Source organism: Pseudomonas sp. NY8896, assembly GCF_039634505.1.
The window spans coordinates 429,575-450,531 of sequence record NZ_CP132350.1 but is presented as its reverse complement, the minus strand read 5'-3'; the positions used below and the strand labels follow the sequence as shown (position 1 = coordinate 450,531).

The window sequence follows — 20,957 nt, the reverse complement described above, 5'->3', positions numbered from 1 at the left end:
TCCCGGACCTGGCACAAGAGGCTCCCCGGGAAGGCGAGCAATCTTGTTCCCTACGCAGGCGCTAACCTGATCAGGTTCAACGGGATCCGCACCTCTGCGATCTCAGCCTTTGCTTCAAGGCACCCCGACAAGAACCTGCGCAGTCTAGACTGGAGTGGTCGGCAAAGCCAAGCGGGTAAATGCGCGGATGATGAAAGGCACACCAAGCGATTGTTGCCGGGTGCGCATGGCACTACACTGGCCCGTCGCGCGATACTCAACAGTTCAGTAATTAAATTTCGTACAAGGATTGCCTCTATGCTGCGCAAACTCTCACTGGCGATAGCCGTGTCTTGTGCGTCCAACGGAGTGGTCTGGGCAGCGGACGTGCCCCAATCAGTAAAGACCGACCTGGTCAGCGTCTATCAGGAAGCGGTCGACAACAACGCCGACCTGGCGGCGGCACGCGCCGATTACGGCGCCCGCAAAGAGGTGGTGCCCCAAGCCCGTGCCGGGTTGCTGCCAAACCTGTCGGCCGGCGCAGAAATGCTGAACACGCGCACCAAGCTGGACGAACCATCGACCACCAGCAACCGCAGCGGCAACACCTGGAGCGCCACCCTGGCTCAGCCGATCTTCCGCGCTGACCGCTGGTTCCAGCTGCAAGCGGCCGAAGCGGTCAACGAACAGGCAGCGCTGGAGCTGTCGGCGACCGAGCAGAACCTGATCCTGCAAACCGCGCAGAACTACTTCGCCGTACTTCGCGCACAGGACAACCTGGCCGCGACCAAGGCCGAGGAAGCGGCCTTCAAACGCCAGCTGGACCAGTCCAACGAACGCTTCGACGTCGGCCTTTCCGACAAGACCGACGTGCTGCAGTCCCAAGCCAGCTACGACACCGCCCGGGCCAACCGGATCATCGCCGAACGCCAGGTGCAAGACGCCTTCGAGGCCCTGGTGACCCTGACCAACCGCGAATACACCTCGATCCAGGGGGTGGTGCACACCCTGCCGGTGCAGGTGCCTACACCTAACGACGCCAAGGCCTGGGTAGAAACCGCTGGTCGCCAGAACCTCAACCTGTTGGCGACCAACTACGCGGTTTCCGCCGCCGAAGAAACCCTGCGCCAGCGCAAGGCCGGCCATGCGCCGACCCTTGACGCAGTGGCCAAGTACCAGAAAGGTGACAACGACAACTTCGGTTTCACCAACCCCGCACCAGCCCCCGTCACGCGCTACGGCGGCGATGTCGAGCAGACCAGCATCGGCCTGCAACTGAACATCCCGATCTACAGCGGCGGCCTGACCAGCTCGCAGGTGCGCGAGGCCTACCAGCGCCTGAGCCAGAGCGAGCAGCAACGCGAAAGCCTGCGCCGCCAGGTGGTGGAAAACACCCGCAACCTGCACCGCGCGGTGAACACCGATGTAGAGCAGGTACAGGCGCGCAAGCAGTCGATCATCTCCAACCAGAGTGCGCTGGAAGCCACCGAAATCGGTTACCAGGTCGGTACACGCAACATCGTCGACGTGCTCGATGCCCAGCGCCAGCTGTACACCTCGGTGCGCGACTACAACAACAGCCGCTATGACTACATTCTCGACAACCTGAGCCTGAAGCAGGCAGCCGGCACCCTGAGCCCGCAAGACCTGCAGGACCTCAAGCGTTACCTGAAAGCGGACTACAACCCGGACAAGGACTTCCTGCCACCGGACCTGGCGGCTGCCGCGGCGAAGAACTTCGAGCGCCGCCCTTGAGATAGATGTTGGCTTTTTCGCGGGCTCGCCCGCTCCCACAATTCAAATCCTGTGGGAGCGGGCAAGCCCGCGAAGAAGGCGATGCAATAATCAGCGGATAAGCGCACTCAGCCCATCGAGCAAGCGCTGCAGCGCCCCCTGATTGGCCTGCATCACCGCCCTGCCCGCCTCACCCATGCGTTGGGCATCCTGCGGCAGCTCGACCAGACGCCGCACAGCACCGGCCAGTCCATCGGTATCATCCACCTGCTGCAACGCCCCCGCCTCGCGCAGCATCGCGCTGATTTCGAGGAAGTTGAACACATGCGGCCCCATGAGCACCGGCAAGGCAAGCGCCGCAGGCTCCAACGGGTTGTGCCCGCCGGTCGCTACCAGGCTGCCACCGACGAAGGCAATGTCGGCCAAGGCATACAGGAACAGCAGTTCGCCCATGGTGTCGCCCAGCAATACCCGGGTTTGCCCATCGACCAGCGTGCCAGCAGAACGGCGCACGGTGGCGAATTGCTCGCTGCACAACGCGTGTACCGCATTGAATCGCTCGGGATGGCGCGGCACCAGGATCAGCAAGGCATCGCCATGCACCTGCAACAACTGCCGGTGCGCCTGCAAAATCAGCGCATCCTCGCCTTCATGGGTGCTGGCAGCAATCCACACTGGGCGCTGCTCGGCACCCCACTGCTCACGCAGTGCCTTTGCACGTGGTAGCAGTTGCTCATCAATCTTCAGGTCGAACTTGATCGAACCGGTGACCTGCACGCACTCAGTGCGCGCACCCAGGTCACGGAAACGCTGCGCCTCGGTTTCGGTCTGCACGGCAATCAGGCTCATTTCGGCCAGCATCGGCCGGGTCAGCTTGGCAAAGCGCCCATAACCACGGGCCGAGCGCTCGGATAACCGCGCATTGGCCAGCGCTACCGGAATCCCGCGTTTGGCGCACTGGTGGATGTGGTTGGGCCACAGCTCGGTTTCCATGATGATGCCCAGCTTCGGCCGCACATGATCGAGAAAACGCCCCGCCGCCCATGGCAGGTCGTAGGGCAGGTAGCAGTGCTGCACGCGCGGTTCGTCGGCGAACATGGCGCGAATACGCTCGGAACCGGTGGGAGTCATGCAGGTAAGGGTGATGGGCAGTTCGGGGTAGGCCTTGAGCAGGGCACGCACCATGGGCGCGGCAGCAATGCTCTCACCCACCGACACCGCATGCACCCAGATGCCGCCCTGGCGCATGGTCGGCAGCTTGAAGGCAAAGCGCTCACCGATACGCTGGCCATAGGCCGGCGCCTTGCGTGCGCGCAGGTACAGGCGCAGCGCAACCAGCGGCAGGCCCAGGTGAAACAGCAAGGTATAGAGTGTTCTGTTCATGGCGGCGAAGTTTACCCGATCGCACGCAGGTGTACTGCAAAGCGCTCGGCCAGCCACTGCGCAGCGGGCCCCAGTGGCTCATCGCGGCGCCAGGCCAGCTCCGCCACCAGCGCCGGCGGGCGCCACTCACTGTCCAGTTCGACCATGTGCGCCTGGTAGGTCGGGTACTGCACCACGTGCCGCGGCAGCCAGGCCCAGCCCAGGCCGCGCATCAGCAGTTCAGCCATGGCGTAGAAGCTGTCGGCACGCCATACCTGCGGGCTGATTGCCTCGCCGCCAGGGTAACCACTTTGCTGTGGGGTGATGAGTAATTGCCGGTGGCGCGCCAGTTGCTGGCGGGTTGCCCGGCCTTGCCCCGCGAGCGGGTGGCCGACTGCGCACACCGTGACCATTTCGACGCTGCCCAGGACGCGACGCTCCAGCGAAGACGGGATGCTTTCATGGTGGAAGAACAGCCCAAGATCGGCTCGGCGCTCAACCAGCTTGCGCGCTACATCGCCCTGGGCGCCGCTGGCCAGTTGTACCTCCAGGTACGGGAAGCGGCTGGCCAGTTCGTCGAGGCTGTCGATCACCGGTTGATAAGGCATGGCCTCATCCTGAGCAACCCGCAGCAAGGCCTCCTGCCCACGCATCAGGGCCAGGGCGCGACCATCCAGGTGTTCGCACTGGCGTAGCAGTTCGCGGGCGTCTTCCAGCAACGCGCTGCCACTTTCGGTCAGTTTTGGTTGCCGGCCGCTGCTGCGCTCGAACAACGTGACACCCAAGTCTGCTTCCAGCAGGGCGATGGCATTGCTGATGGCCGATTGGGCCTTGCGTTGTTCGCGGGCCACGGCAGAAAACGAGCGCAATTCGGCGACGCGCAAAAAAATACGCAACTGCTCCAGACTCCATTGCTCAGCCATCATCCTATCCCCATATCAGATAGGTAATGACTTTACCGCATCTGGCCAAGGTCTAGAATGCCCAACCAGTTACCGGAGGATCCCGCCATGAATGCCTACACCTACCTCGCCATTGCCATCTGCGCAGAAGTCATCGCCACCGCTTCGATGAAAGCGGTGAAGGGCCTGAGCACGCCGTTGCCACTGCTGCTGATGGTGGTGGGGTATGGCGTTGCCTTCTGGATGCTGACCTTGGTGGTGCGCAGCATTCCTGTAGGGATTGCCTATGCCATCTGGTCGGGGCTGGGGATTGTGCTGATCAGTGTGGCGGCATTGGTGATCTACGGGCAGAAGCTCGATGTGCCGGCGATGCTGGGCATGGCCATGATTGTGGGGGGCGTGGTGGTGATACAGCTGTTTTCGAAAGCGGCTGGGCACTGAGGCTGGCTTGCCGACGATAGGGCCCTCTCAGGTATAGCCTGTATACTTGCCAGCTGTCCCAGTCTTCGAGGTACCGCCATGCCATCTGCCATTTCCACTGACGTGCTGATCGTCGGCGCCGGGGTCGCAGGCCTCTGGCTCAATGCCCGCCTGCGCCGCCAGGGCTACTCGACAGTGCTGGTGGAGCGCGCCAGCCTTGGCGGCGAGCAGACCATCAAGTCGCAGGGCATCATCCACGGCGGCACCAAGTACGCCCTCCACGGTGCCCTGACCGGCGCCTCGGAAGCCATTGCCGACATGCCGCGCCGCTGGCGCGAAGCCTTGAGCGGCAGCGGCGAACTGGACCTGAGCGGCACTCGCCTGCTGTCCGATGCGCACTACCTGTGGTCGCCAGGCACCCTGGCCGGCAACCTCACCAGCTTCTTCGCCAGCAAGGCCGTACGTGGGCGAGTCGACCAAGTAAAAGGTGAGCAACTGCCGCCGGCCCTGCAAGACCGCGCCTTCAAGGGCAAGGTTTACCGCCTGGCCGAACTGGTCATCGACGTGCCCAGCCTGCTGGCCAACCTGGCCGAACTGGCGGGCGACAGCCTGCTGGCTGGGGAGCGCATTGAGCCGCTGCGCGAAAACGACGAGCTGGTCGGCCTGCGCGTTGACGGTCGCGACATCCGTGCCCAACGCGTCGTGCTCAGCGCCGGCGCCGGCACCGAGGAACTGCTGCACGCCCTGGGCCTGAACCAACCGGCCATGCAAACACGGCCGCTGCACATGGTCATGGCCAAAGGCGCCAACCTGAAACCCCTTTACGCTCACTGCCTGGGTGGCGGGCCCAAGCCGCGCGTTACGGTGACCACCCATCCGGCAGCCGATGGCCAGTGGGTCTGGTACCTGGGCGGCGACCTGGCCGAAGCCGATGGCGTGGCGCGCGAGCCAGCCGCACAAATCGCCGCAGCGCAAAAGGAAATCGCCAACCTGCTGCCATGGGTCGACCAAAGCTTGGTGCGCTGGGCCGCCCTGCGCGTCGACCGCGCCGAACCTGCGCAATCGGGCCTGGTACGCCCGGACAATGCCTTCCTTGCCGACCAGCAGCGCCTGCTGGTGGGCTGGCCGACCAAGCTGGCGCTGGCACCTGACTTCAGCGACCGGGTCATCAGCCACCTGGAGCGCGACGGCATCCGTCCACAAGCACAAGCCGACCTGGCCGACCTGCCACGCCCACCGCTGGGCGTACCGGCTTGGGAGCAACTGCTGCCATGACCTTGCCAACCCTGCACGACTTCCATCGCCCGCTGGGCAGCACCGGCTTCAAGGTTTCACCGCTGGGCCTGGGCACGGTAAAACTGGGCCGCGACCAAGGTGTGAAATACCCCACCGGCTTCACCATCCCCGGCGATGACGAAGCCCGCTTGCTGCTGGCCCAGGCCCGCGAGCTTGGCATCAATCTGATCGACACCGCCCCGGCTTATGGCCGCAGTGAAGAACGCCTCGGCCCGCTGCTGCGCGGCCAGCGCGATGAATGGGTGATCGTCAGCAAGGTCGGCGAAGAATTCGATCAAGGCCAATCGCATTTCGATTTCAGTGCCGCCCACACCCGCCGCTCGGTGGAGCGCAGCCTGCGACGCCTGGAAACCGACCGCATCGAACTGGTACTGGTACATTCCGACGGTAACGACCTGGCCATCCTCGAACAGCAGGAGGTCTACCAGACCCTGGCAGCGCTCAAGCAGGAGGGCAAGATCCTTGGCTTCGGCCTGTCGGGCAAGACCGTCGCCGGCGGCCTGAAGGCGCTGGAGCAAGGCGACTGCGCCATGGTCACCTACAACCTCAACGAGCAGGCAGAACGCCCGGTGCTGGACTACGCTGCCGAACACGGCAAGGCCATCCTGGTAAAAAAGGCCCTGGCCAGCGGGCATATCTGCCTGGCCCCGGGCGTTGACCCGGTGCAGGCCAGCTTCGAGCTGCTGTTCGCCCACCCCGGCGTCAGCAGTGCTATCGTCGGCACCATCAACCCGTTGCACCTGGCCCATAACGTGGCCACCGTCGCCCGTATCCTGGGCCAGCATTGAGTTACCCCTGGCCCAAGGGCCAGGAGACTGACCCGACGCAAGGAGTAGCCTCGTGGCGCGAACGCTGATCCGCAAGAACCCGAGCAACTTCAAGACACTGCCACTGCATGTCGAGGCCACGGCTGAAGGCCTGATCTACCAAAGCATCGGCATGCCGCTGAACTTTGCCCAGACCCAGCAGCGGCGCAAGGCGATCCAGTTACCCGACGTGCAGCGTTTTGTGGTCGAACTGGCAAACCTGGGCGTGTCGGTGCGCCTTACCCTGCATTGGCAAAACCGCGATTACTGGGTGCTGGTGCGCCAGCGCCGGCAAGACCGTGGCGACGTGGTGCTGAAACTGATTTCCGGTTATGTACCGGCGCAGGAGTTGAACCTGCCGCTGCACACGGCTGTGCAGGAAGTGGCCGAGGAGTGCCTGCTGGAAACCCCAGAGGGCTGGCTTGGCGGGCGTTTCAACGATACCTGGCTGCCCGTCCCTTACGCTGCCGCCCTGCACTACCGTGAAACGCCGCACTTCGTGCTGGCCCCGCAGTCCGGCGCAGCACGCCCGGTACACTGCGGCCAGCTGATGCTGCTGGAGCGCCCACGGGCCTATGTGCACTTGCCCACCGCCTCGCTGCAACTGATCTACGATATGCGCCTGCAGGTACCCCGTGAGGCCAAGAAACTCAGCCTGTTCCACGTCGATGAACGGCTGGAGGGCGGCCAGCTGGTGGCGCGACTCAACCGCAAACGGCCAGACCTGTATCTGATGCCGTTAAAGGACGGCCAGCCGCTGGCGGAGCTGTATACGCTTAAAAAGGATGAGCTGGTGCCGGCGAGCACACGCGGGCTGTACCTGGCCGAGAGTTTTGCCCGGCAGGAAGGCTGGGTGGTGGCGGATGAGCGGGTACGCTGGAAGGACTGGGTGAAGCAGCAGGGGCTGGTGGAAAACAAGCCGGTGAAGGCATCGCACCTGCAGCGCTTTGGCGACAAGGCGCGGGCACTGCTGGAGCGGGCTCGTACTAGCCTGAACAAGTGATAGCGGGGCTGCTCTGCAGCCCCAGCTGTATCAGTTCTTGCGAATTTTCTCGACAATCGCCGTGGTCGAGCTGTTCTCGACCAGCCCCAGCACCTTCACGGTGCCGCCATAGGCCTTGACGATATCGGCACCCACCACCTGGTCGATGCCGTAGTCGCCACCCTTGACCAGCACATCCGGCTTGACCTGGCTCAGCAGGTTTTCCGGGGTGCCTTCCGGGAAGCTGATCACCCAATCCACCGCGCCCAAGCCGGCCAGTACGGCCATGCGCCGGTCGACACTGTTGATTGGCCGGCCCGGCCCTTTCAGGCGGCTGACCGAAGCATCGTCGTTGACCGCGACGATCAGGCGATCGCCTTGGGCCCGTGCCTGTTCCAGGTAGGTGACATGCCCGGCATGCAGGATGTCGAAGCAGCCGTTGGTGAAGACGATCTTCTCTTTGTGTGCCCGCGCGTCATCGATGGCCAGCAGCAGTTGCTCCAGGCCCAGCACACCGCGCTCGGAGCCTTCCTCACGCTGGATGGCGCGGCGCAGTTCAGGGGCGCTGATGGCCGCCGTACCCAGCTTGCCGACCACGATGCCTGCCGCCAGGTTGGCCAGGGCCACAGCATGGGGCAGGTCCTCGCCAGCGGCAATGGCTGCGGCGAGGGTGGAGATGACGGTATCACCGGCACCGGTCACGTCGAACACTTCACGTGCCCGCGCCGGCAGGTGCAGCGCCGGCTGGCCCACGCGCAGCAGGGTCATGCCGTGCTCGCCACGGGTTACCAGCAAGGCGCCGAGGTCCAGGTCCTGCAGCAGTTGCAAACCCTTGGCAACCAGGTCGGCCTCATCGGTGCAACGGCCAACGATGGTCTCGAACTCGCTGAGGTTCGGGGTGATTAGGCTGGCACCACGGTAAATGGAAAAGTCCTTGCCCTTGGGGTCGGCCAGCACCGGAATGCCTTTGGCCCGCGCCGCCTGGATCAGGCTTTGGTGATTCTTCAGCGCGCCCTTGCCGTAGTCGGACAGAACCAGCACCTTGACGCCCTCGAGCAGGCTGTCGACCTCGGTGGCCAGCGACAATGGGTCGGTGGCGAACGGCTCTTCGAAATCGATACGCAGCAGTTGCTGGTGACGGCTCATGACCCGCAGCTTGACGATGGTCGGCTGGTGCGCGATGCGCTGGAACACCGAACGCACACCGGCAGCCTGCAGGCTGTTGGCCAGGCTGTCGGCAGCTTCGTCCTGGCCGGTGACGCCGATCAGCGAAGCCGGCGCGCCCAGCGCGGCAATGTTCAAGGCAACGTTGGCCGCGCCGCCGGGGCGATCCTCGATTTGATCGACCTTGACCACCGGGACTGGCGCTTCAGGCGAAATACGCGAAGTACCGCCATGCCAGTAGCGGTCGAGCATGACATCGCCGACCACCAGTACCGGGGCTTGATCGAAACGCGGCATGGACAACTTCATGGGCAACCCATATGGAAATAATGAACAGGGGCAGGATATTAGCACAGGGTAGTCGACGGCTTTATGGCCAGATCGTACCCAGAAAATTCCCGTGACAATCGGGGCCATGACGGCCCCGATCAAGGAGGGTTCAGGTGATATCGGCCTTGGCCGGCTCATCCAGGCCCATGGCATGCAAGCGGGCATAATGGCCATTGGCCGCAAGCAGCTCGGCATGCGTGCCACGCTCGACCAGGCGGCCCTGGTCCATGACCAGGATCTGGTCGGCCTTCTCGATCGTCGACAGGCGGTGAGCGATCACCAGCGTGGTACGGCCTTGCATCACGTGATCCAGGGCAGCCTGGATATGCCGCTCGGACTCGGTATCCAACGCAGAAGTAGCCTCGTCGAGGATCAGCAGCGGCGCGTTTTTCAGCAGCGCCCGTGCAATTGCCAGGCGCTGGCGCTGGCCACCGGACAGCAGTACACCGTTCTCTCCCACTTCGGTATCGAAGCCCTTCGGCAGCCGGTCGACGAACTCCTTGGCGTAGGCATCGGCTGCGGCGGCTTCGATGTCTGCGCGTGGGGCACCGGCCAAGTCACCGTAGGCGATGTTGTTGGCCACGGTGTCGTTGAACAGGGTGACGTGCTGGGTTACCTGCGAAACATGGCGACGCAGGTTGCGCAGGCGATAGTTTTCGATTTCCACGCCATCGAGCAGAATCTGCCCCTGGTCGTGGTGATAGAAGCGTGGGATAAGCGCCGCCAAGGTCGACTTGCCACTGCCGGAACGGCCGACCAGGGCGATCATCTGCCCAGGTTCGGCGACAAAACTGATGTCGCTCAGCACTTCACGCTCGGTACCCGGGTAGGTGAAGCTCAGGTTGCGCACTTCCAGGCGCCCTTCCACACGCTCCTTCTCGACAGTACCGGTGTCCAGCTCAGGCTCTTCGTCCAACTGCTCGAAGATGCTCTCGGCACCTGCCAGGCCCTTCTGGATGGTCGAGCTGACTTCCGACAGCTGGCGAATCGGCTTGGGCAGCAGGCCAGCAGCAGTGATATAGGCTACCAGGTCACCGGCGGTGGACTCGCCCCGCAGGAACAGCACCAGGAACATCAGCGCGGCCATGGCGCTGTAGATCACCAGTTGCAGCATCGGCGTGTACAGCGAGCCGGTCTTGGTCATGCGCAGTTGCTTGTCGGTGTTGCTCTGGCTGGCTTTGCCGAAACGCTGCTCCTCGTAGGCCTCGCCGCCGAAGCTGCGGACCACGCGGTAGCCCTGGATGGTTTCCGACGCCACGTGGGTAACGTCGCCCATTGCCACCTGGATCTTCTTGCTCTGCTTGCGGAATTTCTTGCTGGCGATGCTGACCATGACCGCGATCACCGGCAGGATGGCGACCATCACCAGGGTCAGGTGCCAGTTCATCCACAGCAGGTAGGCAAACAGGAACACCACGGTCAGGCCTTCGCGGATCACCACCTTGATGGCATCGGTGGCCGCGCCGGTGACCATGGTCACGTTGAAGGTGATGCGCGAAATCAGGTGACCGGAGTTGTGGTTGTCGAAGTAGCGGTTAGGCAGCACCAGCAGCTTGTTGAACAACTCCACACGCAGGTCGTGCACCAGGCACAGGGACACCTTGGCCAGGAAGTAGTTGCCGAGGAACGAGCCCAGGCCCTGCCAGGCGGCGATCAGGATGATCAGCAGCGGCACCGCCTGCAGCAATTGCAGGTCACGCAGGTAGGGCACGTTGGGGAACAACACCGCTTCGGGGTTGCTCAGGCCATCGACGAAATACTTGAGAATGCCGGCCAGCATCGGCTGGGTCGAGGCAAAGATCACGAAACCGACAATGCTCAGCAGGAAAATGCCGACATAGGGTTTCACATAGCTCAGCAGCCGGAAGTAGATCTTCAGGCTGGAGGTGTGCTCCGCCGGTCGCGGGGTTTCGGCCATTATCGAGCTCGCTGTTCAGGTTGAACCGGAAATTTTACCACAGGCGTCATTTTCGGCACGCCCCCATGGCAGCATCATGGCAAGGCCCACCGGCAGCCAGCTGATGAACCATTCGGCACGCGGCGTACCAGTGAGGCTGGCAGCATCGAACTGCATGGCCAGGGTCGAATACACCCAGAACCCCAGCAGGACCTTGCCGAACAGGGTGCCGCGCGCGCGCACGATTTCACCCAGCGTGAACAGCCATACCATGGTCCACAGCAGCATACCGGGCAGCCCCATCTCGACCGCGATGTGGGTGAACATGTTGTGGGTATGGTCAAAATGCTTGCCAACCGCACTCACCTCGTAGGCCGAGCCCAGGCCCAGGCCAGTCCAGGGATGCGCGGCAATCATGTCCACCACAGCATGGAAGATTTCCGGCCGGTACGACGAGCCACGCTTGGCGATCAGATCGTACACCAAGTAGAAAGCAAGGCCCGTGGCAATGACTGCGAGGATGGAAAACACTCGGCTGTGGCGGTCGCGGAACCACAGCGGCGCCATCACCACGGTGATCACCAGCGCCAGAAGCGCCCCACGGCTCTGGCTGAGCATGGCGAAGGCCCCCAGGCAAGCCAGTGCCGCCAGCCACAACAGCTGCAAGCCTCGTTGCCGAGGTGGCTCGTAGAGCAGGAAGAGCACGGCCGAGCCAATGACATAGGCGCCCAGGATGGGGTGGGATATCTCACCGATACCCGCCAGCCTCATCAGCAAAGGCATGCGCTGCAACCCATAGAACTTGATGATCGAGACCAGTGCCGCAATGGCCAGTAGCGCGCTGCCAAGCAGCAACAGCTGGCGAATACGGCCCAGGCCAAGCTGGGCGAGCAACGGGAAAGCCAACAGGAACACCAGGATGTAGAGCAGCCGTTTGATCTCGCGCCCGTCATCTTCCGCAGATGACCACACCAGGCTCAGCCCGCTCCAGGCCAACAGCAGCAGCACGCTCCCCCACAGCGCCGGCTGGCGCTTCCAGGCCTGCACCAGCACGTCACGCGCCGACCAGGCCAAGACCAGCGTCGGCAGCCACAGGAACAACACCAGCCCCTGCTGATAAACCTTGTTGCTCGGTGCCAGGGCAATCGCCGCCAGGAACCAGACCAGACCCAAACCTAACCAGGCCCGTGCCCAGCTTTTTTGATACAACATCCTTTCCCCCGATGAATCAAAGACACCATCCATGGTGCTACAGCATTATTTTCGGCATTATTGCCGGTCATTTTGCTCGCCAGACGACAAGGCTCTATTCATGCAATGCTCCCGGCTCACCCAGGTCGACTTCGATCAGCTGACACAAGGCGCACAGGTGCTTGAGGCAGACAGCCATGGTGCCAAAGTCTACCTGCTCGCGAATGGAAATTTCCTTAAGGTTTTTCGTAGGAAGCGGCTGATTTCATCTGCGCTTTTGCGCCCTTACTCCCAGCGCTTTGTCGATAACGCCGCGCAGCTGGCGCAACTGGGCATCCCCACCCTCGAGGTGATCAGCCAGCACAAGCTCGACCTGCCTGGCCGCACCGCCGTGCTGTATCGCCCGCTGCCCGGGCGCACGCTGCTGCAGATGTCGCGCGATGAAGGCTTCAGCTGGGACGTTTACCTGCCACGCCTGATCGAACTGATTCGCCAGCTGCACCGCAGCGGTGTGTACTTTCGCTCGCTGCACCTGGGCAACGTGGTGGTCACCCCCGACCAGCGCCTGGGCCTGATCGACGTGGCCGATATGCGTTTCCTGCGCCCGCCGCTGTCGGCACGCATGATTCGGCGCAATGTGCAGCATATGGTGCGCTATATCGAGCGGGAGAACCTGGGCGACCGGTTCCCCCTCGCCGCCTTCGAGGCAGCCCTGCTGGCGCGCTGAGCGTCAGCTGCGCAACAGGCTCTGCGAGCCGTTGCAGAACGCCTGCCAGGCCTGCTCCGGCGCCAACGCCTGGCGCTGCTGCGCGGCAACCGCCGAAGCGCTCAACGCCGAACAACGCTCGATCGCCTCGGCCCAGGCGCTCTCGTCGGCAATGGGCAGGTAGCCCCCGGTGTCGCGTAACTGCTCGCGGAACACTTGCAGGTCGCTGCACACCACCGGCACATCGGCCATCACGGCCTCTTGCACTACCAGCCCCAGCCCTTCGGAACGCGAAGGCACCAATAGCCAGTCGAAGGCCCGATACAACTGCTGCAGGTCTTCGCGGTGGCCACATAGATGAACCCGCCCAGCCAGGCCCAGCGCGTCGATACGTGCCTGGAGCGCGGCGTGCTGCGGCCCCTCGCCAATGATCGCCAGTTGCAGGCACGGTTGCCGAGCACATGCTTTGGCGAATGCCTCGATCAGCATTTCAAAGCCCTTGCTCTCTACCAAACGCCCTACCGCACCCAACATCACCCCGCCGGCCTGAGGCAATCGCAGCGCCTGCCTGGCCTGGTCCCGGCTCAGCAACGGCTCGACGAACGCCAGTGGGTCGAGCGCCATGCGTAGCGTCTGCACCGGCCTGCCCAGATCGCGTTCCAGCGACTCGGCCAAGGTCTGCGACACCGCTGCGATACTCAGGCGCTCGGCCGGGAGCCTGCGCAACAGGCGAATATCGCTGGCGTGCAGACGCGTCTTGCCATGGAACAGCACCTTGGCGCGCACCTCGGGAATGTTCTGCAGCAACGGCAGCACCAGCCGCGCGACGCCAATACCGTCGAGCAGCACGATTTCTGCCCTGGCTTCGGCCAGCGCCTTGCGCAAGCGCATGCGCAGCCACGGGCGAAGCAAGCGCCACAAGTGCCGCCCTTTGAGCGCACGTGACGGCATGTGCCACTCCCGGGTAGAACCGAGCCCACAGCAGAGCCCGCTGCCCAGCAGCAGCCAGTTACTGATCCGGGCATCGGCACCCGCGTTCGACAACACCTGCCGATGCACCTTGTGGATGGACATGTACGGCGTTCCACCCGCCCACATCATATTGACGATGTTCATGGGCCCTCTCCCGCTCATGTCAGGTGGGACAGCGACTTCATTGAACAAAAATGGTGATACCCATGCCGATCAAGGCACCCGTCACCAGCGTCAATGCCAGCTTTATCCGATCACGTTGACGACGCTTGGCCTTACGCTCCACTTCAATGGGCAAGGTCACGTGATTACCGAATCCTGTGTGCAAGACTGCATCACCCTCCAAGGTGACCGCTGTCAGATTTAACTCAGCGTAGCGTCGGGAAAGCGCCTTCTCTCCAGCATAGGCGGCAAATGGCGCGCAGCGCTGGTAATCGCTCAAGCGACGCAGGCCAGGATTGAGCGAGAATGCCTGCCATTCGGCTTTTTCGGAAAGCAGCGGATAACACGGCACGCCGGCGATCACCTGGCGATCACCCAGGTGGATGTACGGGCTGTGGATAGCCAGGTCGTGGGCATGGCTGCGCAGCCACACCTGCAACAGGTTGGGGCTGACCTCCAGAATGGCCCGCGAGTCTTCGACGAAGCCTTGGCGGTAGAAATGCCAGTCGTCTTCGCAGTGAAAGATGTACGGCGTCTTGACGTGGCTGTAAGCCAGGTCGATAGACGGCAATTGGCCAAGCTTGGGGCGATTGACGAACACCTTGCAGTACGGCTTCCAGTGCTCCGGCACAGCGGCATGCACGGCATCGTCACCGGAATCTTCGGTGATGAATACCTCGCGAATGGGCGCGGTGTTGTAGCGATCGAAACTCTCAAGGGTGTCTTTGAGCAGATCGAACCGCCCACAACTGGTCACGACGAGCGTGACGTCACTCTCATTTGAAAAGCGCACCGGACTCCCTCCGCATTGCGACTGTCGGCTTTCAACAACCCGCTCCTGGGCGTGAAAGCTCTTATTTAGATGCCCAGCTTCAGGCGCAGCCGCTGCCATGCAGACAATGGCGGGTGGGGCCTGAGCGCCGGGCGCATTTGGTCGACGATGCTACGTCCAACTGCGCCGAAACTGAAACGGGAAACCGCCAAATGGCGGCCGTTTTCTGCAATCTGCCGGGCCAGATCAGGGTCCGCGCGCAAGCGGCGGAGCTTTTCCTGAAGGGTCGGGATGTTGTCATAGAACACCACGTTGTGCATGTCCTGCAGGCCCAATGCGCGGTTTTCTTCCTCGCCCTGGTCGTACGCCAGCAACACACAGCCACAGGCCATGGCTTCGAAGTTCTTGATCATGTATTCGCCCATACCGACGTCGGCACTGACGAAAAAACGGATACGGTTGAGCGTGTTGCAGTAGTCCTCACCCGACTTGGTGCGGGTTACCAGCAGGTTCTCGACCTGCCCCAACTCGTCCAGCAACGCCTTGCGACCGCTGTAGGCCACGCTGTTGACACTGCCGACGAAGGCCAGTTCGATATCGCGCTCACGCCCCTGGTCCGTCAGCAACTGCTCGTCGTAGCCCTTGGGCACGAACACCGCGTCAAAACCCTCCTGGCGCAGGCGTTCGCTGACCATGTAGCCAGAGCTGATCACCCGGGCCCATGGCAGTTGCCGGTAATGGGCGCTGAACTTGCCGGTGTACTTGCACGGGATGTAGTTCTGGTAGGCGTCGTGCTCGAGGATGACCAGGTTCGGCACGGTACGGATGAAGGCCACCTGGCGGATCTCCTGCTTGAAGCGCAGGAAGAACACGATGCGGTCATAGCGTTCGACCTGCACTTCACGCTTGAAATAGCGACGCAGGTTGCGTTGGTCTTCGCTGGTCAGCCAGCGCAGGTCGCATTCGCAGTTGGCCGCGACGCCGTCGTACAGGCGGTCGAGAATCGCCCGCTGTTCCTTCTGTACCAGAAATAGGACTTTCATTGCTTTCCTTGGGCGCTCTGCGCCATCGCGGTCAACCATGGGGCGTGCTTACAGCTCGCGCCGCCAGAACAGTTCGTGTCGGCGCACGGCCTTGCGGAAGAACTCGTTCTCTCCATAAGGCGACGGCCGACGCGCGGCCAGCCAGCGTTGCAACCAGCGGCGCAGGCGGCGCTTGAACGGCGCGGGCGGCTGCAGGTCGTGCATCATGCCCAGGGCCATGGCCTTGTCGTGCTGGGTAGCCCGGTCCAGGACCAGGCTGCAAGGTGCCCAGGCCTGCGCAGCGCTCAACTGCGGAGGCAGGGCCACGCCATCGCCGCTGTCGCCCATAGGCCAGCGGTCGTTGTCATGCAGGTGGTTGGCATAGCACAGCAGGGTTTGTGGCTGCCAGGCCAGGCCTTGCAGGGCTTCCAGCACTGCCGCCTGAGCGCAGATGTGGTCGGGATGCGGGTCGAGTTGCGGGTGCGGCATCACCAACACCTCTGGCCTTGCCAGTTCCAGCAAGGCACGCAGGTCGGCCAGCAGGTTGTGCCAGGTTGGCGCGCCATCGCGGTCGCCTGGCAATGGGAACGGGTTGAACTGGCGGAACAGGCGAATATCGGCGAGTTCGGCGTCACGAGAGACGGCCGGCTGATCGGGCGCGGCCTGCATGGCAGGCAGTTGCAGGCAGAAGTAACCCAGTTGCACGCAACGCGACTCCGGCACACCGGCCCAACGCGGCACGGCGATGCTGTCCCAGGCACGCAGGCGGCCCTTCAGACGCGCGGCCTCAGCTTTTGCCAGGCCCATCTGTTGATAATGCTCGGCCTCGATCTCACCGGCGGTCAGGGTCACCACCCAGGTTTCGTCGGCCTGACTGTACAGGCCATACGCGGCCAGCTCGGCGTCGTCGGCATGTGGCGCGATTACCATCACCCGACGCCGCTGCAGCTCGACCGCCGGGGTTATCCACAGCCGAGCCTGGCCCAGCAGCCGGCAATGCCGACCGCGCAGGCGCAACGTGCCGGCTTGCAGCGGCGCAGCCAGGCCAGTCAGGTTGAGGAACCGCACGCCATCGACACCACGCTCGAACGTTTGCCGATCGGACTGATCGGCAGCGGTCAGCTCGACCCGAGGGTCGAGAAACCGCCCCAGCCAGCTGCTTTTTACGTGCAGCTCAAGCACCAGGGTTTCGTCGCCCTGCAGCGCGCACTCGGCCTTGAGCAGACCGTCCTGCAGGCTGGCTGGTACCGGTTGCGCCTGGTCGCCAAAGTCGTAGGCATAGTCCTCACCTGGCGCATAGAACAGGTGGTCGGCAAACCAGGCTTCATGGGCAGCCCAGAGCAGCGGCAACAGCAGCAGTGGCAGCCACCACCAGCTGATAACACCGAGGGCGACAAGCGCGACTAGGCCCACCAGCAGGCCCAGGCGCTTGTTGCGCCGGTGGCGCTTGAGCAACTGCTGCTTGCGGCTCACGCCTGATACACCGGCACGGGGTTGCACCAACGGTCCTTGTACTCGCGGTCGGCACGGCCGAACGAGAACCGCAGTGGCTTGTTGCGCGCGCGGGCATCTTCCCAAGCGGCCTGGGTATTGAGGAAGCTCAGCACACTGCCGGGGCTGAAGGCCTTGGTTTCAGGGTCGACGCCGCCATTGATGTATTCGACGCTGATCCACTCTGGCGCTTCGACGCGGTACACCAACTGGATGGCAATCGGCTTGCCGTCCAGCAGCAGCACCGAGCCGATCAGCAGCTCGCGCAGGCGCTCCAGCACATCGGCCATGCGCTCGGCGCCTGTGGCTGGAAAGCCCCAGCGGCGCAGGAACAGGTCGCAGTACATGCTGGCGATGTCCTGGGCAGCGAAGTCACTGATCGGGCGTACCACGCCGCCCGCCTCTTCCAGCAGGCGCAGTTCGCGGCGCTGGTTGTAGCGGAACTTCTTCGACAGATCTTCGGGCGCCCGGGCCATCGCCAACTGCTCCTTCTGCGCCTTCAGGCCGCTGAAGCGCCCTTGGTTCAGCTCGGACAGGTAACGCACGGTATGACGCAACGGCGCCGCGGCATCGACCGCCGCCGGCAGGATGATTTCGGCATTGCCAAGGTCGAACAGGGCTTTCTTGCCGGCACGCTTGAGCACGTCCTTGGCCAGCGCCAGGTGGTGCCCCCAGGTGGGAATGGCGGCCTTGAGCTCACCGGCCTGATACCAACCCAGGTATCGCACCGGGATCTGCGCCAGATCAGCCAGTTGCTCGACCACCAGCGGATGGGTGGCGACACTGCCACCAAAGCGCGCCCATGCCTCGGCATAGGCCTTGGCGTCGACAGTTTGCCAACCGCGTTCGCGGAAGGCCTGGATACGATTGAGCATCAGGCCTGCCCCACCAGCGCACGCACCTGCGGCAGCTGCCAGAAGGCCTCGCGCACTGCCTGGTCGGAGAAACGCTCACGCAGGCGCTGCAGCATGTGCTCGGCACAAGCCTGGCGCTGCTCGGCGTCCAGCGTGGCCATGTGCTTCAGGCCTTGAGCCAGCTGGGCAGCATCGCCCAACGGGAACAGCACGCCAACACCCTCGACGACTTCGCGGGCACCGCCACAGGCCGTGGCCAGCACCGGCACGCCGGCGACCATGGCTTCGAGCAGGACCATGCCGAACGGCTCATGGTCGGAGCTCAGGGCGAACACATCGAAGGCCTGGAAGTAACGCCGCGCATCCGGCACCTGACCCAGGAAGTCCACCTGCCCGGCAATACCGAGCTCGGCAGCCAAGGCCTTGAGTTCGTCCGCCAGGCGGCCCTTGCCGAGGATAGCCAAGCGAGCACCCGCCGGCAGCCCCGGCAGCGCTTGGGCAAAGCCACGCAACAAAGTGGCCTGGTCCTTGTCCGGGTGCAAGCGCCCGACGTTGCCGACGATCCACGCCTGCGCATCCAGGCCCAGGGCCTGGCGCGCCTCGGCATGCGGCACCAGGGCCATTTGCAGGGCGTCGATGTCGATGCGGTTGTACAGGGTCTGGATGCGTTCGGCCGGCCACTGTGGCAGGCACCGACGCATGTCGTCACGCACCGCGTCCGACACACCCAGCAGGCTCAGGCGCTTGCTGAACAGGTTGGCGAACAGCCGGCGGCCCTTGCGCTCATAGTCACCAAAGGCATGGTGCACGCCAATCACCGGCAGGCCGGTACCCAGCAGGGCGACGTAGATGGGCTTGAAGCGGTGGGCGATGCAGAAGGCGAAGTTGCGCTCGGCCGCGATCCGCCGCAACGCGCGGATCGCCCCGAGCTTCAAACCGCGCACGGCCTTGGAGCTGAACTCCAGGAACAACACCTCGTCCGACGCACAGCCGGCCGCTACCTGCGGGTCGGCTGCCCCGGTGAGGAACACCGTGGTGACCTGGTAGCCACGCCCCTGGAACAGGCTGGCGTACTGACGGGCGCAGTCGAGGAAAGGCCCGTCATAACCATGGCAGAACTGCAGGATGCGCGGTTCAGAGCGGCTGGTCATAGGCGGCGGCGCCGTCCTTCACGACCAGGATGTCTTCCATGATCAGGTACTGCAGGTCCGAGCCGAAGAACATGTTCAGGGCATCGGTCGGTGAGCAGATCATCGGTTCGCCACGGCGGTTCAGCGAGGTGTTCAGCGACACGCCGTTGCCGGTCAGGTCTTCCAGCGCCTTCATCATGTCGTAGTAGCGCGGGTTGTACTCGCGCTTGAGCACCTGGGCACGCGAAGTGCCGTCCTCGTGCACCACTTCCGGTACGCGCGTCTTCCACTCCTCAGCCACTTCGAAGGTGAAGGTCATGAATGGCGCCGGGTGGTCGACCTTGATCATCTGCGGGGCAACGGTGTCGAGCATCGACGGGCAGAAAGGTCTCCAGCGTTCACGGAACTTGATCTGGTGGTTGATGCGGTCGGCCACGCCTTCGACGCTCGGGCAGCCAATGATCGAACGGCCACCCAGGGCACGCGGACCGAACTCCATGCGGCCTTGGAACCAGGCCACCGGATTGCCATCCACCATGATCTTGGCGATCTGCTGGGGCATGTTCTCAAGCTTGCGCCACTTCGGCTGGTTCGGATGACGGGCGCAGGCGGCAATCACGTCCTCGTTGGAGTACGAAGGGCCGAGGTAGACGTGTTCCATCTTCTCGACCGGTACGCCACGGGCGTGGGAAACGTAGGCTGCGGCGCCAACGGCAGTGCCGGCGTCGCCGGAGGCCGGCTGGACGAACAGTTCCTTCACGTCCGGGCGGGCGATGATCTTCTGGTTGAGCTTGACGTTCAGCGCGCAGCCGCCGGCGAAGGCCAGCTTGCCGGTTTCACGCAGGGTGTCGCCCAGGTAGTGGTCGATCATCTGCAGCGCCAGCTTCTCGAACAGCGCCTGCATGCTGGCCGCGTAGTGGATGTACGGCTCGTCGGCGATGTCGCCTTCGCGCTTGGGGCCCAGCCATTCGATCAGTTTCGGCGAGAAGTAGAAACCCTTGCCCTTCTCTTTATAGCGGCGCAGGCCGATGACGTTGGCGTACTCGGTGTTGATCACCAGCTCGCCGTTTTCGAAGCTGGCCAGGCGCGAGAAATCGTACTTGCTGGCGTCGCCGTAAGGCGCCATGCCCATGACCTTGAACTCGCCATCGAGCATCTCGAAGCCGAGGAACTCGGTGATCGCGCCGTACAGGCCGCCCAACGAGTCCGGGTCGAAGAATTCCTTGATCTTGTGGATCTTGCCGTTTTCGCCGTAGCCAAAGAAGGTGGTGGCGTACTCGCCTTTACCGTCAATGCCGAGAATCGCGGTTTTTTCCTTGAAGCCCGAGCAGTGGTACGCACTGGAAGCGTGGGCCAGGTGGTGCTCGACCGGCTCGATCTTGACCTTTTTCGGGTCGAAGCCCAGTTGCTCCAGGCACCAGACGATCTTCTTGCGGTAGCGCTTGTAGCGACGGTTGCCCATCAGGATGGCGTCGAGGGCGCGATCCGGGGCGTACCAGTAGCGCTTGGCATAGTGCCAGCGCGCCTTGCCGAACAGGCTGATCGGGGCGAACGGGATGGCTACCACGTCGACATCGGACGGCTTGATGCCTGCCTGTTCCAGGCAGAACTTCGCCGACTCGTAGGGCATGCGGTTCTTCGCATGCTTGTCACGCACGAAGCGCTCTTCTTCGGCGGCGGCAATCAGCTTGCCGTCAATGTACAGGGCCGCGGAAGGGTCATGGCTAAGGGCGCCGGACAGGCCAAGAATCGTCAATGCCAAGGGATTAGCCTCTTCATTCGGTA

At 63.4% G+C, this 20,957-nt stretch carries 18 protein-coding genes and 1 riboswitch; of the genes, 6 read left to right on the top strand and 12 right to left on the bottom strand.

Translation table 11 applies throughout. The features are described from left to right. Positions 1-30 precede the first annotated feature (30 nt). Positions 31-137: riboswitch (TPP riboswitch) on the bottom strand. Positions 138-297: 160 nt separating this feature from the next. Beyond that, positions 298-1,734: a TolC family outer membrane protein gene (locus Q9451_RS01950; RefSeq protein ID WP_012274487.1), complete on the top strand. Its 1,437-nt coding sequence runs from the start codon at positions 298-300 to the stop codon at positions 1,732-1,734. A 90-nt stretch (positions 1,735-1,824) separates the two neighbouring features. On the opposite strand, the gene waaA is transcribed toward Q9451_RS01950, so the two are convergent. Next, a complete protein-coding gene (gene waaA, locus Q9451_RS01945; protein WP_012274488.1) occupies positions 1,825-3,096 on the bottom strand; it encodes a lipid IV(A) 3-deoxy-D-manno-octulosonic acid transferase in 1,272 nt (423 codons plus the stop codon). A gap of 11 nt (positions 3,097-3,107) precedes the next feature. Continuing rightward, on the bottom strand, positions 3,108-3,998 hold the full coding sequence (locus Q9451_RS01940; protein ID WP_041166801.1) for a LysR family transcriptional regulator: 891 nt from the start codon (positions 3,996-3,998) through the stop codon (positions 3,108-3,110). Between the two features lie 87 nt (positions 3,999-4,085). On the opposite strand from Q9451_RS01940, the gene Q9451_RS01935 reads away from it, so the two are divergent. From Q9451_RS01935 to Q9451_RS01920, 4 genes are all read left to right on the top strand, one after another. Beyond that, complete coding sequence (locus Q9451_RS01935) at positions 4,086-4,418, top strand: multidrug efflux SMR transporter (protein WP_012274490.1); 333 nt, start codon at positions 4,086-4,088, stop codon at positions 4,416-4,418. Between the two features lie 78 nt (positions 4,419-4,496). Next, complete coding sequence (locus tag Q9451_RS01930; protein WP_012274491.1) at positions 4,497-5,672, top strand: FAD-dependent oxidoreductase; 1,176 nt, start codon at positions 4,497-4,499, stop codon at positions 5,670-5,672. Beyond that, positions 5,669-6,481, top strand: a complete 813-nt coding sequence (locus Q9451_RS01925) for an aldo/keto reductase (protein WP_012274492.1) — start codon at positions 5,669-5,671, stop codon at positions 6,479-6,481. Before Q9451_RS01930 ends, Q9451_RS01925 begins: the two co-directional genes overlap by 4 nt. A gap of 52 nt (positions 6,482-6,533) precedes the next feature. Then, complete coding sequence (locus Q9451_RS01920; protein WP_012274493.1) at positions 6,534-7,502, top strand: hypothetical protein; 969 nt, start codon at positions 6,534-6,536, stop codon at positions 7,500-7,502. A gap of 30 nt (positions 7,503-7,532) precedes the next feature. Here Q9451_RS01920 and hldE read toward each other — a convergent pair whose 3' ends face one another. From hldE to Q9451_RS01905, 3 genes are all read right to left on the bottom strand, one after another. After that, positions 7,533-8,954 (bottom strand): bifunctional D-glycero-beta-D-manno-heptose-7-phosphate kinase/D-glycero-beta-D-manno-heptose 1-phosphate adenylyltransferase HldE, encoded by a 1,422-nt coding sequence (gene hldE, locus Q9451_RS01915; RefSeq protein WP_012274494.1) that lies wholly within the window; start codon positions 8,952-8,954, stop codon positions 7,533-7,535. A gap of 130 nt (positions 8,955-9,084) precedes the next feature. Further along, positions 9,085-10,893: a lipid A export permease/ATP-binding protein MsbA gene (msbA, locus tag Q9451_RS01910; protein WP_012274495.1), complete on the bottom strand. Its 1,809-nt coding sequence runs from the start codon at positions 10,891-10,893 to the stop codon at positions 9,085-9,087. Between the two features lie 15 nt (positions 10,894-10,908). After that, positions 10,909-12,084: an O-antigen ligase family protein gene (locus tag Q9451_RS01905; RefSeq protein ID WP_012274496.1), complete on the bottom strand. Its 1,176-nt coding sequence runs from the start codon at positions 12,082-12,084 to the stop codon at positions 10,909-10,911. A gap of 100 nt (positions 12,085-12,184) precedes the next feature. Here Q9451_RS01905 and Q9451_RS01900 point away from each other — a divergent pair, with 100 nt between their 5' ends. Next, positions 12,185-12,790, top strand: a complete 606-nt coding sequence (locus Q9451_RS01900) for a hypothetical protein (protein WP_012274497.1) — start codon at positions 12,185-12,187, stop codon at positions 12,788-12,790. 3 nt (positions 12,791-12,793) lie between these two features. On the opposite strand, the gene Q9451_RS01895 is transcribed toward Q9451_RS01900, so the two are convergent. The 7 genes from Q9451_RS01895 to Q9451_RS01865 all read right to left on the bottom strand — a co-directional run bounded on the left by Q9451_RS01895 (position 12,794) and on the right by Q9451_RS01865 (position 20,934). Further along, complete coding sequence (locus tag Q9451_RS01895) at positions 12,794-13,885, bottom strand: glycosyltransferase (protein ID WP_012274498.1); 1,092 nt, start codon at positions 13,883-13,885, stop codon at positions 12,794-12,796. Between the two features lie 37 nt (positions 13,886-13,922). Next, a complete protein-coding gene (locus Q9451_RS01890) occupies positions 13,923-14,696 on the bottom strand; it encodes a hypothetical protein (protein WP_012274499.1) in 774 nt (257 codons plus the stop codon). A gap of 65 nt (positions 14,697-14,761) precedes the next feature. After that, on the bottom strand, positions 14,762-15,718 hold the full coding sequence (locus Q9451_RS01885; protein ID WP_012274500.1) for a glycosyltransferase: 957 nt from the start codon (positions 15,716-15,718) through the stop codon (positions 14,762-14,764). Between the two features lie 48 nt (positions 15,719-15,766). Next, positions 15,767-17,170, bottom strand: coding sequence for a PIG-L family deacetylase (locus Q9451_RS01880; protein ID WP_012274501.1), 1,404 nt, complete (start codon positions 17,168-17,170; stop codon positions 15,767-15,769). Further along, positions 17,167-18,063 carry an antimicrobial resistance protein Mig-14 gene (locus Q9451_RS01875; protein WP_012274502.1) on the bottom strand — a complete coding sequence of 299 codons (897 nt, stop codon included), beginning with the start codon at positions 18,061-18,063 and terminating at the stop codon, positions 17,167-17,169. The genes Q9451_RS01880 and Q9451_RS01875 overlap by 4 nt, the downstream gene beginning before the upstream one ends. Beyond that, positions 18,063-19,193 carry a glycosyltransferase gene (locus Q9451_RS01870; protein ID WP_012274503.1) on the bottom strand — a complete coding sequence of 377 codons (1,131 nt, stop codon included), beginning with the start codon at positions 19,191-19,193 and terminating at the stop codon, positions 18,063-18,065. The genes Q9451_RS01875 and Q9451_RS01870 overlap by 1 nt, the downstream gene beginning before the upstream one ends. Further along, entirely contained in the window at positions 19,177-20,934 is a 1,758-nt protein-coding gene (locus Q9451_RS01865; RefSeq protein ID WP_012274504.1) for a carbamoyltransferase, read from the bottom strand. The genes Q9451_RS01870 and Q9451_RS01865 overlap by 17 nt, the downstream gene beginning before the upstream one ends. Between the last annotated feature and the right edge of the window lie 23 nt (positions 20,935-20,957).

Excerpts from the sequence above, each read along its gene's own strand:
- Q9451_RS01870 (WP_012274503.1), bottom strand. The coding sequence starts at position 19,193 with ATGACCAGCCGCTCTGAACCGCGCATCCTGCAGTTCTGCCATGGTTAT.
- waaA (WP_012274488.1), bottom strand. The coding sequence starts at position 3,096 with ATGAACAGAACACTCTATACCTTGCTGTTTCACCTGGGCCTGCCGCTG.
- Q9451_RS01875 (WP_012274502.1), bottom strand. The coding sequence starts at position 18,063 with ATGCTCAATCGTATCCAGGCCTTCCGCGAACGCGGTTGGCAAACTGTC.
- Q9451_RS01905 (WP_012274496.1), bottom strand. The coding sequence starts at position 12,084 with ATGTTGTATCAAAAAAGCTGGGCACGGGCCTGGTTAGGTTTGGGTCTG.
- Q9451_RS01895 (WP_012274498.1), bottom strand. The coding sequence starts at position 13,885 with ATGAACATCGTCAATATGATGTGGGCGGGTGGAACGCCGTACATGTCC.
- Q9451_RS01940 (WP_041166801.1), bottom strand. The coding sequence starts at position 3,998 with ATGGCTGAGCAATGGAGTCTGGAGCAGTTGCGTATTTTTTTGCGCGTC.
- Q9451_RS01935 (WP_012274490.1), top strand. The coding sequence starts at position 4,086 with ATGAATGCCTACACCTACCTCGCCATTGCCATCTGCGCAGAAGTCATC.
- Q9451_RS01930 (WP_012274491.1), top strand. The coding sequence starts at position 4,497 with ATGCCATCTGCCATTTCCACTGACGTGCTGATCGTCGGCGCCGGGGTC.
- hldE (WP_012274494.1), bottom strand. The coding sequence starts at position 8,954 with ATGAAGTTGTCCATGCCGCGTTTCGATCAAGCCCCGGTACTGGTGGTC.
- Q9451_RS01925 (WP_012274492.1), top strand. The coding sequence starts at position 5,669 with ATGACCTTGCCAACCCTGCACGACTTCCATCGCCCGCTGGGCAGCACC.
- msbA (WP_012274495.1), bottom strand. The coding sequence starts at position 10,893 with ATGGCCGAAACCCCGCGACCGGCGGAGCACACCTCCAGCCTGAAGATC.
- Q9451_RS01900 (WP_012274497.1), top strand. The coding sequence starts at position 12,185 with ATGCAATGCTCCCGGCTCACCCAGGTCGACTTCGATCAGCTGACACAA.
- Q9451_RS01885 (WP_012274500.1), bottom strand. The coding sequence starts at position 15,718 with ATGAAAGTCCTATTTCTGGTACAGAAGGAACAGCGGGCGATTCTCGAC.
- Q9451_RS01950 (WP_012274487.1), top strand. The coding sequence starts at position 298 with ATGCTGCGCAAACTCTCACTGGCGATAGCCGTGTCTTGTGCGTCCAAC.